This window comes from Bacillus sp. AY3-1 (genome assembly GCF_008368785.1).
In the GTDB taxonomy this organism is placed as follows: domain Bacteria; phylum Bacillota; class Bacilli; order Bacillales; family Bacillaceae_G; genus Bacillus_A; species Bacillus_A wiedmannii.
Window position 1 is genome coordinate 200,038 of record NZ_QORZ01000009.1, and the last position, 18,073, is coordinate 218,110.

General features: G+C 35.7%; 17 protein-coding genes and 1 other RNA gene. 4 read left to right on the plus strand and 14 right to left on the minus strand.

The features are described from left to right. Positions 1–229 precede the first annotated feature (229 nt). On the plus strand, positions 230–1,195 hold the full coding sequence (locus tag DN389_RS06340; protein ID WP_149236921.1) for a DUF4822 domain-containing protein: 966 nt from the start codon (positions 230–232) through the stop codon (positions 1,193–1,195). A gap of 279 nt (positions 1,196–1,474) precedes the next feature. Here the strand turns inward: DN389_RS06340 and DN389_RS06345 are convergent, their stop codons facing one another. Then, the gene (locus DN389_RS06345; RefSeq protein WP_002008929.1) at positions 1,475–1,906 is read right to left on the minus strand and encodes an Lrp/AsnC family transcriptional regulator; all 432 of its coding nucleotides are present in this window, start codon (positions 1,904–1,906) and stop codon (positions 1,475–1,477) included. A gap of 167 nt (positions 1,907–2,073) precedes the next feature. On the opposite strand from DN389_RS06345, the gene DN389_RS06350 reads away from it, so the two are divergent. The 3 genes from DN389_RS06350 to DN389_RS06360 all read left to right on the plus strand — a co-directional run bounded on the left by DN389_RS06350 (position 2,074) and on the right by DN389_RS06360 (position 4,568). After that, positions 2,074–2,655, plus strand: a complete 582-nt coding sequence (locus tag DN389_RS06350; RefSeq protein ID WP_088123722.1) for a beta-class carbonic anhydrase — start codon at positions 2,074–2,076, stop codon at positions 2,653–2,655. A gap of 55 nt (positions 2,656–2,710) precedes the next feature. Then, the gene (gene cynS, locus DN389_RS06355; protein ID WP_033662787.1) at positions 2,711–3,160 is read left to right on the plus strand and encodes a cyanase; all 450 of its coding nucleotides are present in this window, start codon (positions 2,711–2,713) and stop codon (positions 3,158–3,160) included. A 127-nt stretch (positions 3,161–3,287) separates the two neighbouring features. After that, positions 3,288–4,568: a purine/pyrimidine permease gene (locus DN389_RS06360; protein WP_088123723.1), complete on the plus strand. Its 1,281-nt coding sequence runs from the start codon at positions 3,288–3,290 to the stop codon at positions 4,566–4,568. 51 nt (positions 4,569–4,619) lie between these two features. Here the strand turns inward: DN389_RS06360 and alo are convergent, their stop codons facing one another. The 13 genes from alo to DN389_RS06430 all read right to left on the minus strand — a co-directional run bounded on the left by alo (position 4,620) and on the right by DN389_RS06430 (position 18,035). After that, on the minus strand, positions 4,620–6,158 hold the full coding sequence (alo, locus tag DN389_RS06365; RefSeq protein ID WP_098189369.1) for an anthrolysin O/cereolysin O family cholesterol-dependent cytolysin Alo: 1,539 nt from the start codon (positions 6,156–6,158) through the stop codon (positions 4,620–4,622). A gap of 519 nt (positions 6,159–6,677) precedes the next feature. Next, on the minus strand, positions 6,678–7,430 hold the full coding sequence (locus DN389_RS06370; protein WP_046955601.1) for an iron ABC transporter ATP-binding protein: 753 nt from the start codon (positions 7,428–7,430) through the stop codon (positions 6,678–6,680). Beyond that, a complete protein-coding gene (locus DN389_RS06375; protein WP_000631234.1) occupies positions 7,427–8,491 on the minus strand; it encodes an iron chelate uptake ABC transporter family permease subunit in 1,065 nt (354 codons plus the stop codon). Before DN389_RS06375 ends, DN389_RS06370 begins: the two co-directional genes overlap by 4 nt. After that, on the minus strand, positions 8,488–9,504 hold the full coding sequence (locus tag DN389_RS06380; protein ID WP_149236922.1) for an ABC transporter permease: 1,017 nt from the start codon (positions 9,502–9,504) through the stop codon (positions 8,488–8,490). Before DN389_RS06380 ends, DN389_RS06375 begins: the two co-directional genes overlap by 4 nt. Before the next feature lie 19 nt (positions 9,505–9,523). Continuing rightward, the gene (locus tag DN389_RS06385) at positions 9,524–10,537 is read right to left on the minus strand and encodes a siderophore ABC transporter substrate-binding protein (protein WP_149236923.1); all 1,014 of its coding nucleotides are present in this window, start codon (positions 10,535–10,537) and stop codon (positions 9,524–9,526) included. A 370-nt stretch (positions 10,538–10,907) separates the two neighbouring features. Next, positions 10,908–11,585, minus strand: a complete 678-nt coding sequence (locus DN389_RS06390; protein WP_149236924.1) for a response regulator transcription factor — start codon at positions 11,583–11,585, stop codon at positions 10,908–10,910. A gap of 385 nt (positions 11,586–11,970) precedes the next feature. After that, positions 11,971–12,325: a transfer-messenger RNA gene (gene ssrA / locus DN389_RS06395) on the minus strand. 125 nt (positions 12,326–12,450) lie between these two features. Next, positions 12,451–12,918 (minus strand): SsrA-binding protein, encoded by a 468-nt coding sequence (gene smpB, locus DN389_RS06400; RefSeq protein ID WP_001123908.1) that lies wholly within the window; start codon positions 12,916–12,918, stop codon positions 12,451–12,453. Between the two features lie 248 nt (positions 12,919–13,166). Continuing rightward, positions 13,167–15,605, minus strand: coding sequence for a ribonuclease R (gene rnr / locus DN389_RS06410; RefSeq protein WP_088080841.1), 2,439 nt, complete (start codon positions 15,603–15,605; stop codon positions 13,167–13,169). Between the two features lie 142 nt (positions 15,606–15,747). Continuing rightward, the gene (gene estA / locus DN389_RS06415) at positions 15,748–16,488 is read right to left on the minus strand and encodes a carboxylesterase (protein WP_000761971.1); all 741 of its coding nucleotides are present in this window, start codon (positions 16,486–16,488) and stop codon (positions 15,748–15,750) included. A gap of 161 nt (positions 16,489–16,649) precedes the next feature. Next, a complete protein-coding gene (gene secG / locus DN389_RS06420; RefSeq protein WP_000557264.1) occupies positions 16,650–16,883 on the minus strand; it encodes a preprotein translocase subunit SecG in 234 nt (77 codons plus the stop codon). Positions 16,884–16,977: 94 nt separating this feature from the next. Next, the gene (locus DN389_RS06425) at positions 16,978–17,670 is read right to left on the minus strand and encodes an LrgB family protein (RefSeq protein ID WP_000078299.1); all 693 of its coding nucleotides are present in this window, start codon (positions 17,668–17,670) and stop codon (positions 16,978–16,980) included. Continuing rightward, positions 17,667–18,035 carry a CidA/LrgA family holin-like protein gene (locus tag DN389_RS06430; RefSeq protein ID WP_000673225.1) on the minus strand — a complete coding sequence of 123 codons (369 nt, stop codon included), beginning with the start codon at positions 18,033–18,035 and terminating at the stop codon, positions 17,667–17,669. The genes DN389_RS06425 and DN389_RS06430 overlap by 4 nt, the downstream gene beginning before the upstream one ends. Positions 18,036–18,073 lie beyond the last annotated feature (38 nt).

Sequence of the window (18,073 nt, forward strand, 5' to 3'; positions counted from 1 at the left end):
CATAATGCTAATCCGCCCATTTAATTACGCCACTTTCAAAATGAGAGATTTACATTCACCTTATGTAAAAGAACTTTTTATAAGTATGAAAAAATTTTAGGAATTAGTTTATCTTTTTTTAATGTTTTATTTAGAGGCAGTTTATACTCGGCCATTAACATAATAAACGTAGTAATTACATTCAGAAACACGAACTATTTAAAATCATAAAATAAGGAGACGATAAAACATGAACAAAAAAACGAAAGCACTATCATCTATATTGCTCGGATTCACACTAGCACTAACAGGATGTGCTGGTACTAAAGCCGAAGAAAATCATAATAAACCGAAACAAGAACAAGCTGCCAAAGAAACAAAAAAGGAAAATAAGTTAACGAAAGGCCAAAAAATGGCTAACATTCTTAGCAATACAAATTGGCAAGGTACACGAGTATATGACAAAGATAAAAATGATGTAACAAAAGAAAATGCAAACTTCATTGGCCTTGCGAAATATGATGCAAAGTCAGGAAGATATGAATTCTTTGACGCTAAAACAGGTGCAAGTCGTGGCGATAAAGGAACTTTCTTTATCACAAATGATGGGAAAAAGAGAATATTAATTTCAGAATCAATGAAATATCAAGCTGTTGTTGATATGACAAAACTAAATAAAAATGTATTTACTTATAAACGAATGGGGAAAGACGCTAACGGTAACGATGTAGAAGTTTTCGTTGAACATGTTCCATATAAAGAAAAAGAGCTTTCTTTCACTGATCCCGACAAGCAGCTGAACTCTACTACAGGCGATATCGTTAAAAACGTTGATGGAGATAAAATTTTAGGTGGAACACTTTGGCACGGAACAAAAGTATTAGATGAAGCGGGTAATGACGTAACACAGTTTAATTCGAATTTTATAAGTCTAGCAAAATTCGATGACAAGTCTAATAAATACGAGTTCTTCAATAGCGAAACAGGTCAAAGCCGCGGTGACTATGGTTACTTCGATGTTTTACACGAAAATAAAATAAGAGCCCATGTTTCAACTGGAAATAATAAATATGGCGCGGCTCTTGAACTTACTGAACTAAATAATAAGAAATTTACGTATAAAAGAACCGGTAAAGACCAAGCGGGTAAGGACATCACTATATTCGTTGAACATGAACCTTATACAGGTGATATGAAACCACAATTTAATTTTTAAAAACATTTTATTACAAATCCTGTACTGAGCTGCAGGATTTTTTTGAGGAAAAATCCTTTATGATTCCCTTGAAAAAAATTGTCTTATATCCCCCTCAACAATTCATCCCGATTGTTGAATATAATATCTCTCATTTTTTTAACAGCTTTAAAAAGCCTTACTACACATAAATTGTAGTAAGGCTCTGACTATTTAAGATAAACATTAAACGACTTCATTATCTCTATACAAATAAAGTTTAGCAAACAATGTTACTATCCCCTCCAAGGAAAAGAAACCTTATTTCAACTTTCCTATTGATAAGTTAACACGATAATTCCCGTATTTTAATAGTCGTCCTAGAAAGTTATCTAAGTCTTCATTGGACGCAAAATGTGTTTTTAATAAATAACACCCCTCACCACTTATACGGTGTACTTCAGAAATCCCTTCTTCTCCTTGAAAGAAATTCATAAACTCTTGGTGATTAGCTGTTGTTACGAACAAAGTAACAAATGCAGTCACTACTTGTCCTAATTTGATTCGGTTTATTGCAATTGTATATTGTTCAATAATCCCTAAATCCTCTAATCTTCGAATTCGATTTCCTACGGCCTGCCCCGTCATATGTATTTTTTGACCAAGTTCTTTCCATTGTATTCTTGAGTTTTCTCCTAATAATTTCAGTATCTCAAAATCTGTTTGATCAATGATATAAACCAATCCTTTCACCGTGAAAGTAGAAAGCCCGAAAGTGTTTCGCCAACTTATTCTGCTTATCGATACAATTCACTATACTTAGTTTATCCTCTTACATCACATTATTTATCAGTTATATTTACTTATAACACAGAGGACGCAACAAAAAAATACATCTAGATTTAAAGGAGGTTACAAATATGTTATTACAAGAAATTCTATCGTTCAATGAACAATTTGTAGAAAATAAGGAATACGCTCCTCGTGAAGCGACAAAGATGCCTAAAAAACGTATGGTTGTTGTTTCTTGCATGGATGCTCGTTTAATTGAGCTACTTCCAAAAGCTTTAGATATACACGATGGTGATGCAAAAGTTATCAGAAATGCAGGTGGTAAAATTGCTTCTGCTTTCGATAGTGTTATGCAAAGTGTTGTAGCGTCAGTATACGATTTAAATGCAGATGAAATCTTCCTTATTGGACACCATAGATGTGGCGCGAGCCAAACGAATCCAAAAGGAACACTTCAAAAAATATTAGATCGTGGAGTAGCTTCACCAGAAATTTTATCAGCGATTGAACATGCTGGTGTTGACCTTGAAAAGTGGTTATTCGGATTCAATGATGTTTGCGACTCCACGCAAGCTAATGTTGATTTAGTAAGAAATCATCCACTTATTCCAAAAGATGTTCCTGTACACGGTTTAGTTATTGATCCTCACACAGGTAAATTAGATGTAGTGATTGATGGATATAAAGCATTAAATAGTGAAACAAAATAATAATTATTACTTACACGAAGGGAAGTTATTAGATATGAAAAAACAAGTATTAGATATGAATAGACAAGAAGCTACGCAAAAAATTCTAGAGGCAAAAATTAAAAAAGGGTTAACTTGGGAAGAAATTGCAAAAGTAAGTGAACACTCTGAGACTTGGGTTGTAACAGCGTTATTAGGACAAGCTACAATGACACGTCCAGAAGCAGAAAAAATCGGTAAACTATTAGAATTAGATGAAGAAGTAGTTCAAGCATTAACAGTAGTTCCACTTCGTGGCCAAGTAATGGAAATGCCACCTACTGACCCGATTGCATATCGCTTATATGAAATGATGTTACAATATGCACCAACTATTAGAGAATTAATCTTAGAAAAGGCCGGCGAAGGTGTAATGAGTGCAATTAACTTCAACCTGGGTGTGGATACACAAGAAGATCCAAAAGGTGGCGACCCCCGTATCGTGATTACACTTAACGGGAAATTTTTACCATTCCGTACATGGTAATTAACTAAAAAACTATATATATAATTAAAATAATTTTATTGATTTACAAAATCTATCCTTTTTAATCTAACTTTGTAGAAAGGATAGATTTTTACTATGAGATTCTTTTTCGGCAAAGGAGAATAATATGAATAAAAAGCACTTCGATACGAGCTTTAGTACTCTACAATGGTTTGTGTTTCTATTAGCAAATGCAATTGCATTACCTATCATTATTGGTGGCATATTCCATTTACCAATAGAAGATATCTCAACATTAATGCAGCGGACTTTTTTAGTCGTGGGAGTAAGTTCGTTTCTACAAGCGTGGTTTGGGCATCGCTATCCCATAGCGGATGGGCCAGCAGGTTCATGGGTAAGTATATTTGTCATATTAGGACAAGTAGCTATGCATCAGGGACAAAGTGCAAAAGATGTATTACAACTTTTAGAAGGCGGGTTAATTATTGCAGGTATATTACTCTTCGTTCTTGGTATAACAGGGCTTGTTCAGCGAACCTTACGTTTATTTACCCCTTTAGTTACAGGAACTTTTCTTTTAATCTTAGCACTTCAGCTTAGTGGTGTGTTACTAAAAGGAATGATGGGATTACAAGGATCTGCAACTCATCCCGACTATACAATTGCTACTATTGCGCTCTTTGTTTTTGCCCTTATTACTTTCTTATCAATTAAAGGGAAAGGATGGATGAAAAGTTACGCTGTGTTACTTGGAATTTCATGTGGTTGGCTTTTGTATGCAGTATTAGGAAAATCATCTCATATGCCTTCACATACAACGCTAGTTAAGTTACCAGAGGTATTTGCTTGGGGCACACCTAGATTCGATATTGGAATTTCTCTAACTGCGACTTTATTTACCTTTCTTTTAGTTGCAAATACAATTGCTGCTATTTCGGCTGTAAAACAAGTGGCTCCGTTATCTAAAAAAAATGAAAAGCAAATACTGAACCGTGGTGTATGGGTCGGGGGTATATCACATATTATCTCATCATTGTTCTCTACAATTGGAATTGTACCATTACCTGCATCAGCAGGATTTATTCAACTAACAGGTCAAAAAAAGGTGAAGTCGTTTCTTATAGCAAGTCTTATATTAGCAGGTATTTCTTTTATCCCCTCAATTGTAAACTTTATATCCTTGCTACCAGGTCCTATTGCTAATTCTGCACTTTTAGCTACATTCGTCCAAGTAATAGGCATTTCATTTCAATCCATTTTACGTGAAGAATTAAAGCAACGCCGATTAACTATATTAGGAATTTCATTATTAATCAGTTTTGGAATAATGTTTCTTCCAGAAAGTGCATTTAGTGGAGTTCCTTCTTCCTTACAATATGTTTTAAGTAACGGATTACTCGTAGGTACTATAATCGTTATTTTGCTAGAACAGTTTTGGAAAGAGTAAAATTTGTGACTAAGTAAAAAAGCGCCCTGATTACAGGGCGCTTTTTTATACCTAATGACTAATACTAGCCGTTGGGTATAATGTTGTTCCTCCAATTGAAACTTTTATTTCATTTGTTAATGGAACATTTTGTTCATTAATAATTGTTCTCCACCATTCCCATGCAAGACCAGTACATTCTCTAGCTACGATTTTTATATTTTTTGAATTTGGTGGAAGAGGGATAACTGTAGAGTAATGAGCTGTTTTGTCTCTGCCGCTACCATCCCATGTTTTATGTGTTAGTACTTCTTTCCCATTTTGATCAAATGTGAATTCATCCCAAGATACATCAAATTGAGCAACGTAAGCACCGTAATGATCAAGTGTCATTTTAGCACTTGAATATTCTGTAGTTGTCGTCTCAATATAATCTGTATTGTTATGAACAGCAGCAGTTGCATTATCTTTTAAGAAAGTGCTTGTATATGAAATTGGGTATGCTGGATTTTTAAAACTTAATTCAGCATTATCTTTAATGATATTTCGGATTTCATTGAAATCTTTTGTAACAACCTTGTTATGCTCTTTCGCATCTCCACCTAATACTACAGCAGTAAAGGTACTTTCTTCAAAAATATCTTTGTACTGTCCGCTCGTTTCGACGCTGTTATTCTTAAGTAAGGCTTTAAAAGCAGCTTGTACATCTTTACTCTTAGATGTGGTTTCTAATTTTACATAAACGGTTCTACCATAAGCTACATTTGAAACCATAACAGGTGGAGCTGAATTACTTACTCCTTTACGAGTTAACTCATCAAAAGTAACACTATTATCAAAAAGATCGGATGGATTGTTAGGTAGCTCAGCACTTACGGTATAGAATATTTGCTTATATGCCGCCACCATCACTTTCTTCTCTCCATTTGCAACCGCATTAAAATCAATGTTTAGACTGTTATCGAGATATTTAGCGTTAACGTTAAGGGCACTTGCGATTTGTGATTTACTATAAACCATAGATTCTGTATACTGCATTCTTGCAGGTAACGTATGTGTTTTAGAATACTTTTCATTCCAAGTAGATACTAAATCATCTACTGCTCCAGCCACATTACCATATGTCGGATTTTGGACAGTAATTGTATTTTCTTTTCTCATGCCAGGTAAGTCTATACTAATATTCAAAGGCTTTCTCTTAGCCACTAATAAACTCGGTTGATTGTCTGCAAAAGCTTTATTTGCAAGTTGTACCGCTCCTGGATACGTACGATTCACCACAGAATCAATAATCGAAATATCGACTGGTGAAGTTGTAAGTGATTTTTTCTCGCGTTCCACTACTACAAATTTACCATTTGAATTGATACTTTCTTTCGGAACAAAACTCTCTACCTTATCACCATTTACAGCTAAAACCTCTTGATTATTATATTTAAGATTTGCTATACCAGTATCAATGCCACTAGCATTTTGGGTTACATCAGTTGCATTACCTACTTGTGTTTCTGCGAAGGAAATAGATGAATAATTAATAGTGCATAGACTAACTAATAAACATGCAAGGAACTTTCTTCTTTTAGTGTTTTTCTTAATATTCAGAAAAATCACCCCGTTCTTTTTTTAGTAAGATATGATAATGATTGATAAATGATAGCTAACTAATAAACCTACATAAATGCTTTTAAAAGTTCTTGAATTAACGGGATTACGCCACCTACAAATTTCAAAACTGCCATTGCGATTTCCATATTATTTCCTCCTTTTTTATTGCTACGAAAATGTGATTAATCTTTATGCCCTCATTATAGTGACCCCTTACACTTTTATCAATACACTCTTATATGCAATATTACATACAAAGAACCAAGCTGAATTTTTATAAAAAGTTATACAGAGATAAATTTTTCATTTGGTAGATACTTGAAAAACCGAAGCATTCCTTTGTATTTTATGAGTAATTTACAAGTTTATTGTTGGAAGCATCGCAGGACCAGAAGTAATGAAATACCTGTGGGACAGAGCTATCATCGGCAATTGTAAAAAAAGCTGCTGCCTATAAAATACAGACAGCAACTTCAACTAGAGTAGCTAGCATAATTTACGCAAGCTACAGTATACATTTTTTATCTAATAAACAGCAATTGGCCCATAAGGACCCTTGATAATTTCTATTTTTGTTTCAAAAATATCTGTCAAAAGTGTTGGGTCCATAACCTCTTCTACTGTTCCAAAAGCAGCAATTTGCCCGTCTTTCATAGCACAAATTTTATCAGAGTATTTAGCTGCAAAATTTATGTCATGCATAACAGTCAAAATTGTTCTTCCGAATTCATTAGCTGCACGTCTCAAATGCTCCATCATTTGAACAGAGCGCGCAACATCAAGGTTGTTCAGAGGCTCGTCCAATAGCACATATTCAGTCTCTTGGCACAATACCATCGCTACATATGCCCTTTGTCTTTGACCACCAGAAAGCTCATCTAAATATCTATTCTCTAAACTAGTTAAATCTAAGAAATCGATATATTTAGAAATGATAACCTCATCTTCTTTAGTTAATCTTCCCTTTGAATAAGGAAAGCGCCCAAATCCAACTAATTGTCTAACAGTAAGCCTCGTTACAAAATGATTTTCTTGTCGCAATATAGTCAAAATTTTTGCTAAGTCTTTTGATTTGGACTCAGAAACATCCATATTCGCTACTTGAATTTGACCTTCATCCATATCTAAAAGTCTTCCAATCATCAAAAGTGTCGTAGACTTTCCAGCGCCATTTGGTCCAATTAAAGAAGTAAAGCCCGCTTTTGGTATTTCAATATCCAAAGGTCCTATTTTCACCTTATCAGTATAGAACTTTTTAACATTATCGATTTTTATCATAAAGCCCTCTTCCTTAAAACTATAGTTAAGAATATGATTCCACCAAATAATTCAATAATAACTGAAACTACACCTTGAGCATGGAATACATGATACATTAAAAAGTATGCACTCGTCATTATTAAAAATCCTATAGCAAAAGCCATTGGGAAAATATATCTATGATCATAAGTTGACGCCGCCTGATAACTCAAAGTTGCTACTAAAAAGCCGTAGAAAGTAAGTGGCCCAATTAGAGCTGTTGAGATAGACATCAAAATAGCAACTAACACAAGCGTATAAATTACACTAGGTTGATATTTAACCCCAAAAGAAGTAGCAACATCCTTTCCTAATGACAAAACATTCAACTTCTTAGAATGAGCAAAAATTAATACTGCTACAATTATGATCATAGGAATTACAATAGGAAAATATGCAGGGTCTGCATGATTAACAGAACCAAATAATCTCGCTTGTAAAATATCAAATTCTGAAGGCGCAAGTAGTTTTCTCATAAAAGTTGACACAGAATTTAGCCCGGTACCAATAATAATTCCAACTAAAAGCATAAGTTGTAAATTCCCGTATTTACCGGAAAGTAACCACCCATAAAGTATCAAACTCATGAAGACCATAACAACGACTTGAAATAAAAATGATCCAATTCCATTAAAATTGATTAATGCACTAGCACCAAAGAAGAATATTGTACTCGTTTGAATTGCTGAATAAAGTGATTCAAAACCTAAAAGTGAAGGAGTAATAATCTTATTATTCGTAATAGATTGGAAAGCAACTGTCGATAAGCTATGGCAAACTGCAGCAATAATCATTGCAACAATAGCTACTATCCTTCTCTTAACAACTGGGATAAAAGAAGGTGAATCTATCGGAACTGGGTTGTTATAAACTAAAAGTCCATATGAAGAAAGGAGACCTAAAGCAATCAATGTTATGAGTAAAATCCAATAACGTCTTGCTTCCTTCTTAGAACGAAAAGCACTAGCTGATCTACTTTCATTATGAAGGCTAGAATCGATTTCGACATTTTCTTTATTTTTATATTCTAATGTGATCATCGTAGCCTCCTTGGTTTTCTTTGTCTCAATAGAATAGTAATAAACACGACCGCTCCCACTGTTGCAAGTATTAAAGAAACAGGTAATTCAAACGGCTTTATAATTGTTCGAGAAATGATGTCACAGGCAGTGATTGTCCCCATTCCGATCACACATACCCAAGGTAAATTACTCCTAAGATCATCCCCTCTAAACATGGAAACAATGTTTGGAACAATTAATCCCAAGAAAGGTAAGTTTCCAATAACAGCTGCAACAATTCCAACAGCAACAGAGATAAGGCCCGTCCCAAAAAGAACAATTCTATTGTAATTAACGCCAAGGCTTGTTGCGACATCTTCTCCTAGTCCAGCTAAAGTCAATCTATTAGCATACATAAAAATAAGCAAAGTAACGATAACAATTAGCCATAAATATTCGTATCTTCCCACCTGAATGTTAGCAAATGAACCTACAAACCAAGTTTCAATACTTTGCGTCATTTGAAAAAGGAGTCCCAAAAAAGTAGACACTGCAGAAATAACTGCTCCAAGCATCAATCCAATAATAGGGACAATTAAAGACGAACGAAGTTTAACTCTTCTTAAAAATAAAAAGAAAATCATAGTTCCTATAAAAGAAAAAATGATTGCACCAGTCATTCTTTGAACTAAAGTCGGGGCAGGAAATAATAAATAGACAAAAAGCAGGCCTAAGCCTGACCATTCAATAGTCCCCGTTGTAGTAGGTTCAACAAAACGATTCTGTGTAATTAATTGCATTACGAGCCCTGCCATCGCCATTGCAGCTCCAGTAAGCATTAATGCAACTGTTCTCGGAACACGAGTGATGAAAAACATCTCCATTCCGTCCTCTTGTCCACGTATATCATAAACTCCAGTAAACAGTGATATAATCCCTAAAATTATAACAACTATAACCGCTATTATAAAAGGTTTTGTCCATATTTTATTGTGATTATAAAACTGGGGTTGAGAAATATTCTCAACCCTAGAAATCATATTTTTTGACACTGTTTCGTACCCCTTTACACTACTTAGCTAAAGTTTTTGCAAGATTTCCAAATAACTCTACATAAGTCTGAATTGATTCATTTGTGTAAGTATCTTCTGGTGCATAAACAACTTGTTTTTTAGAAACAGCAGTTGTGTTTTGAAGAGCTGGTGATTTAGAAATAACATCCTTAGCAGGTGTTGACTTAGCTGCATCAGATGTTGCAGCATCACGATCTAATACGAAAAGCCAATCAGGATTTGTTTGTGCAATAGCTTCAACAGAAACGTCATCACCTTTATGACCTGCAGTAGAATTAGACACTTCTAATGCTGGAGTCCAACCGAAAATTTCATACATTGGTCCCCAAACACGACCAGAATGTGGAGCAGCAAAACCAATATTCCCACCAGTAACGATAACACTCATAACTTTATCTTTTCCGTTATAAGCAGATTTTGCTTTTTCAATAGATTTATCAAAATCAGCTACTAATTGTTTAGCTTCTTTATCTTTATCAAAGATTTTTCCTAGAGTAGTTGTAGAATTTTTAAGTCCATCTACTAAATTTTTTCCAGGCGTAGTAGATTTCTCAGAAACATCAAAATTAAGATCAATAACAGCTGCATTTGGCACTAATTTTTTGATTTCTTCGTAATGATCAGCAAATCTTTGACCAACGATTACAAGGTCAGGGTTTGCCGCTGCAATAATTTCAAGATTTGGTTCGCGGTGATTCCCGATATTTTGAACTTTTTCATCCTTTTTATATGCTGAATCAGCAGGCATGATATCCTTTGGAGCAGCCGCTAATTTAATTCCCCAATCAGCTAAAGTTTCAAACGTTCTATTATCTAAAGCAACTACATTCTTTGGATTTACAGGGACTTTAACAGTTCCATGAGCATCAGTGATTTCAACCGTTTTTGGTTTATCACTACTATCACCTTTATTAGCTTTCGAAGTTTCCTTACTTGAATCTGAGCAAGCTACTAACATTAAAGTGAAAATTGCTAGAATACTTACTAATTTTAAAAGCATAGTTTTTTTCATACGTATACTCCTTATTATGTAATTTAGTTCGAAAATGATGACGTCCATAGATTGAATTAGATAGTAACTTTCATGTATCTAAATTGCTATTGATAATCATTTTCATTTGAACATCCTGTAAATAAGTATAGTCATTAATTCTGTGAAAATCTTGTGAATGGTGTGAGTTAATCAAATTAAACATAAATTAGATACAACCTCATCTAATGCGCACCAGAGTCAGTCCACACACGTGCTAATCAATAGATTGAGCACCTTATAAACCATGATTTCTACTGCAAAAAAAATGCCCATTTCCTGGTAGCAATCTTCTTTTTATAGTTTCCTTCTTTTCATATTTCACAGAAACTATTTTATTATCTTATTTTTATCATTCAACCATTGAATAGCCTCTGCCATGTATCGTTTGAATATATCTGTCTCTCTTCTCACACTTTAACTTTTTTCTTACATACCCAATATATAAGTCTACTACATTTGGATTCACTACTACGTTATATCCCCAAACTTGATTTAAAAGCATTTCACGGCTCAATATTGTATTTTTATTCTTAATTAAAAATACAAGTAAATCGTACTCGCGCTTCGTAAGCGAGAGATTTTTACCATCTTTTTTCACAATATTGCTAGATGCATCAACAAAGAGATCTTTAAACTGAAAAAAGTTTATCTCATTTTGCTGATTATAGTCACTTCTTCTTAAAATAGCTTGAACTCTTGCTACTAATTCTTCTTTCACAAATGGTTTTCTAATATAATCATCTGCTCCTGCCTGTAACCCTGCTATACAATCCTTACTAGAAATATTGTCGGTCACAATAATAATCGGTGTCGTTTTAACAAGTCTTATTTGTCTACAAATTTCTGGTCCGGATACACTTAATGAATCCCAATCCAATATGATAATATCCCAATCTTGTTCATATACTATATTTAAACCTTCGTTTTCATTGTGAAGTTTTAAAATAAAACAGCCTTCTTGCTTTAAACCGCTTACGATTTTCTTCGCTAAAGACCGTTCATTCTTAATTACTAACACCTGCCTCACCGATGGTTCACCTCTACTTCAATATAACTTAGTTAGATAAAAAATTATCTCAAAAAAAACATTTTAAAATTTATAAATATGAACCCCCTAAAAAAGGCCATTATAACAGCTTATTAGGAGAACACTATATAATCTTACAATAGATATGGATAAAAACACAAAGGGTATGAAGATTTAAATACATATTATGTAATCATTAAAGGTAGCTATAGTATCTATCTGTTTATCATCAATAACTATTTCTTCATTTTCTGTTTCAGGGGTACTGCCCTCCCCCATCAACTTAAGCATTTTATAACCGCAAAACAAAAAGAACCATAACCCCGCCAATCTGGCAAAGTTATGGTTCATATCATACAAAATAAAAAAACCACCAAATATGTATTGGTGGAGACGGTGGGAGTCGAACCCACGTCCAAAAATATCGGCACTTAAGCTTCTACGAGTGTAGTCGATATATTAGCATTTCGCGAACTCTTCGGCCTATCGACAGGCTTCCAAGTTGCTAGTCTGATTGTTCTCTTCCTTCGCCCTCAGACGGCGAACTCCGGCGTAGTCCACTTAGTTTGAGTCCCTTACCCTACCACATGGACGATGGAGGGAGGAACCTTTAGTGCAATTAAGCAGCTAAAGAAAGATTGTTTTGTTTGCCAATTATAGGCTTTGACGTTTTAACGAGGCCGATCCCCTCGACTCGCAACCTAAGCTCGAACTATCCCTGTCGAATCCGTAACGTCCCCATGATAAAAATGGAGCATACGAAGAAATATCGTGATAGCTACTAAGAGCTGTTTTTCAATGTGCAACAATCTTACATAAGTTATTATAACATACGCGCGTCGTTTTACAAATGTAAATATCTGTATTACATCTTTTGACGATCACGGAACGCGCGTGCAATTTCACGTTTTGCTTCTTTTTCTTTTAAATCGTTACGCTTATCATATTGCTTTTTACCTTTTGCTAAACCAAGTGCCATTTTCGCGAATCCATTTTTTAAATAAATTCTAACTGGAACTAATGCATAGCCTGTTTCTTTTGAAGCACCCGTTAACTTTTCAATCTCTTTTTTATGAAGAAGTAACTTTCTCGTGCGAAGCGGATCATGGTTGAAACGATTCCCTTGCTCATATGTACTAATATGCATATTATGTACCCATACTTCACCATTATGTACACGTGCAAACGCATCTTTCAAGTTCACGCGTCCAGCGCGAATCGACTTAATTTCCGTTCCTTGAAGGACAAGCCCTGCCTCGTATGTTTCTTCGATGAAATAATCATGAAATGCTTTTTTATTTTGTGCAATAACCTTACCTGAACCTTTTGGCATATAACGTCCCTCCTCTATTTTTACTATTGTAACAAATGTTAATAAAAAGCGAAAGTGGCTCGCTCAGAATGTGAGGTGGATGGAGCTTCTGACCTTGAGGCGCTCTTTGCCTCTCGGGAAGAAGCGAAGCCGCCGAACATTCTAGCCACTGTAGCTGGATTCCAACAAAAAGCGAAAGTGGCTCGCTCTCAAGCCACCAATAAAAAAGAAAAGGCCCCGCTTTTCATTAAAGCGAAGCCACTCTTTTCTTACTTGCGCTTTTTCTTTTTCTTCTTGAATCCTGGTACATTTTCAAAGAAGCCTTTTTTCTTCTTACCATTACCGTTACCATCTTTTTTCCCTGGCTGACTAGCGGATGTGGATGCTGATGCTGATGCGGATCCTTTTCCTTTTCCTTGTCCACCACGATCAAACTTTCTTCCTGTGCCGCGCTCGCCACCGCGCTCATTACTACGTTCGCTACGTCCACCGCGTTTCTTTCTGCCTGTTCTTGGCTGTTCGATAACGACTGGACGATCTTTGAACTTACGACGAGGCGTACCTTTCATGCCAACGATTTCAAAGTCGATTGCACGCTCGTCTTTGTTTACGTTAATAACACGAATTGTAATTTCGTCTCCGATGCGGAATACGTTACCTGTACGTTCTCCGATCATTGCGAAATGTTTCTCGTCATAACGATAGTAATCATCTGTTAAGTAGCTAACATGTACAAGACCTTCAATTGTATTTGGAAGCTCTACGAATAAACCGAAGTTTGTTACAGAGCTAATCATACCATCATACTCTTCGCCGATTTTATCAACCATATACTCTGCTTTTTTCATTTCGTCTGTTTCACGTTCTGCTTCAACTGCACGACGTTCCATATTAGAAGAATGCTCTGCAATTTCAGGTAAGTTTTCACGCCATTTCGCTTGTGTTTCGTTATCGACTTTACCGTTAATGATGTATTCACGAATTAATCTATGAACGATTGTATCTGGGTAACGACGAATTGGTGATGTGAAATGTGTGTAGAACTCAGTTGATAAACCGAAATGTCCTAAGCTATCCGCATCGTAACGCGCTTGCTTCATTGAACGAAGCATTACTGTTGAAATAACTACTTCTTCAGGCTGTCCTTGAACCATTTCAAGAATTTGTTGCAGCGCACGAGGATGTATTTCATTCGCACGTCCTTTTACTGCATATCCGAAGTTTGTTACAAACTCGAAGAAACGTTCCAGCTTATCTTCTTTCGGATCTTCATGGACACGGTACATGAATGGTACGTTCATCCAGTGGAAATGCTCTGCTACTGTTTCGTTCGCAACAAGCATAAATTCTTCAATTAACTTCTCTGATACAGAACGATCACGCATGACAACATCTGTCGGTTTACCTTCTTCGTCTACTAATACTTTCGCTTCTTTAAAGTCAAAGTCAATTGCACCACGGCGCATACGTTTTTCACGTAAAATCTGTGCCAATTGACCCATCTCTTTAAACATCGGTACTAGCGGCTCATAGCGTTTGATTAACTCTTCGTCCTCATCTTCTAAAATGCTTCTTACGTCAGCATACGTCATACGCTCTGTCGTTTTAATCACACTTTGGAAAATCTCATGCTTTACAACATCACCTAAGTTGTTGATTTCCATTTCACAAGATAACGTCAGACGGTCTACTTTCGGGTTTAACGAACAAATACCGTTAGATAGACGATGCGGAATCATCGGAATTACACGGTCAACAAGATATACACTCGTTGCTCTTTCCGCTGCTTCTACATCAATTGGAGAACCTTCTTGAACGTAATGACTTACATCCGCAATATGAACGCCAAGTTTGTAGTTACCGTTCTCGAGCTTCGTTACTGTAACAGCGTCATCTAAATCTTTCGCATCTGCACCGTCAATTGTTACAATCATTTGGTCACGCAGGTCACGGCGATCTTTTAAATCTTCTTCTGAAATCGTTTCTGGTACACTGTTTGCATGCTCCATCACTTCTTCAGGGAACGCTAAAGGTAGATGATGTTTATGGATAACTGATAAAATATCTACTCCTGGATCATTTTTATGACCTAGAATTTGAATAACTTCACCTTCTGCACTTAAACGATTCTCTGGATAGCTCGTAATTTTCACAACTACTTTATGGCCTTCTACAGCACCCATTGATGCACTTTTCAAGATAAAGATATCACTCGTCCAGCGCTTATTGTCAGGTATAACAAATCCAAAGTTTTTCGATTCTGTATATGTACCAACTAGTTCTTTCGTGCCGCGCTCTAAAATACGTACAATTGAACCTTCTTGGCGTGATCCACTTGATTGTGCGCTAACACGCGCTAATACTGTATCACCATGAAGTGCACCGTTTAACTCTGTAGGCGGGATGAAAAGATCATCGTCTCCCGTTTTCTTCTCTTCTGGTACAACGAACGCAAAGCCACGTGCATGTCCAATTAATTTACCGCGTACTAAACTCATCTTTTCAGGAAGACCGTAACGGTTACTACGTGTGCGAATAACAAGTCCCTTCTCTTCCATCGTTACAAGTGCCTTTACAAAATCTTTAAAGCCCTCAGAACCTTCAATTCCAAATGCCTCTTCTAACTCTTGTATGGTTAACGGTTTATACGCTTCTTCTCTCATAAATAATAACAACTTATCAATATTTTCTTGTATGATTTCTTCCAAGCAGAAATACCTCCTTTAAACCCTTATATTATTTAGTGTATCCGAAAGACTCGGGATGTATAAAGCGAAACTTTAATACTCCCCTAATGATTTTTACAGTTTTCACAAAAAATTCCTTATGAAAAAAAGAGGCAACTAGATCTTACCAATCTAGTTGCTCCAAGAAGTTATATACATCCTCATGTAGCTCGTCACGTTGCTTATCAAGTGTAATGACATGCGTAGAGTCTTCATACCATTTAATGTCTTTTAACGTAGATTCTACACCGTTATAAATAATGTTAGCACTATCTGTATTAATCATTTCATCATGACGCGCTTGTACAACAAATGTTGGGGCATAAATCATATCCACATTGTTACGTACGTCAGCAATTAGCTCTTGTAGTGCTTTTAATGTATTCATCGGTGTCTTTTGGAATTCCAACATTTCTTGTTCAATTTGCTCTGGTGATTTTTGCTCACGTTTTTTATATTCGCGGGCATATGCCAATATACCTTGGTACATCGTTTCTTCACTCTTAATATACATTGGTGCACACATTGGCACTACACCTAAAACCGGTACTGTATAACCTAATTTTAAAGAAAATACGCCGCCAAGTGATAATCCAGCAACAGCAATTTTCTCAAAGCCTTTATCTTTTAAAAGCTGATATGCTTCCATTACGTCTTGCCACCAATCTTCAGGACCTGTATGAACAAGCTCTTCTGGTGGTACACCGTGCCCTTTAAAAATTGGCGCATGACAAGTGTAGCCTTTCTTCTCTAAGAAACGCCCTAACATACGTACATCAGCTGAGTTTCCTGTGAAACCATGTAGTAATAAAACAGCGCGGTCTCCACCCTCAAATGTAAATGGTTTCGGAGATGCTAATTTCATCATGTACTTCTCCTCTTTCTCTTCTGTAATCTAGTCGTATTCTTTCTATATCTAGTGTACCATATTTATATTTCTATAATCTAATTAGAAACATCTTTCAAATGGCAAAATAAAAAAAGAAGAACCATTAGTACAACTTACTAACGCTTCTTCTTTCAATTCTATAAATTGAAGTACGTAACACCAATTGTTAATACAAAGAACAATACAGCTAAAACAATTGTAATACGGTTTAATACCGCTTCAATTCCACGTGCCTTTTGCTTACCAAATAATTGCTCTGCACCGCCTGAAATTGCACCTGAAAGGCCTGAGCTATTACTAGACTGCATAAGTACCATAACAATCATTAAAATCGATACAATAATAAGTAAAACGGATAATAACGTATGCACTTGGCGTACCTCCTACAAAGATTCAGTTATTTTAACTGTAGCATAAATTCTATAGAAAAGCGAGAGCTATAGAGTCGCTCTCGCTTTTCTTCTATTACATAAACATCATTGCAAATAACGGCCCGAGCAAACATGTCAGAATTGCTGTTAATGTCATTGTTACCGATCCAATAACACCTTCATGTTCATTATTTTTCATCGCTCTCATTACACCCATAATATGAGAAGCACATCCAAATCCGATACCTTTACCAACTGAGTTTGTAACACGGCTCCATTTTAATAAAAGTGGGCCGGTAATCGTTCCAGTAATACCTGCGATAACAACGAAAGCTGCTGTTAATGACGGTACACCACCAACTTGCTCTGAAACACTCATCGCAACTGGCATTGTCACCGATTTTGGTAAAGAAGATAAAATTAAGCTTTTATCTGTTCCCATAAGTGATGCAATGGCAAAATCACTTGCGATTGCAACTGTTGTCCCTACTAATACGCCACCAGCAATCGGTACAACATATTTTTGCAGAACGTGACGTTGTTTATAAAGAGGAATTGCAAATGCTACAACACCGGGTCCGAGCAGTTTTGCAATCCAGCCACCACCGCTTTCCATATAATGTTGATATGGTATATCAAGCATGATAAATAAGAAAGCCATTAATCCTGTTGCTACAAGCATTGGAATGGTGAATGGTGTTGGAAATAATTTATAGATTTTTTTAGATAATTGGTATAATAGCACCGTAAAAAGAACCCAACCGATTCCGATTAATATTTGGCTCATCGCGACTCTCTTTCCTTTCTATTCGCAAGATATTGTCCTGTATGTCCTGCGACAATAATAATTAAAAATGTACTCGCTACAATTGTAATGAAAAGAGAAATTCCTTTACTCATAAAAAAAGCACCGTAATTCATTAGGCCAAGCGTTGGCGGAATTAATAAAAACGGCATAATAGCAACGAGTGTTTCTGCTCCTAAATCGAACCATTTCACTGGAAGGACTTTTAGGCTGAGTAAAACAAGTAAGAGAAACATTCCAATCAAACTTCCTGGAATCGGAATATTTAACACTTCTTGTACCCAAGTTCCAACCATATAAAAGACGTAAAGAGCAGCAATTTGGACAAGAATCTTTGTAAATTTCATGTTCATCATCCCTCATGTTTATACGATCTTCTCTTAAT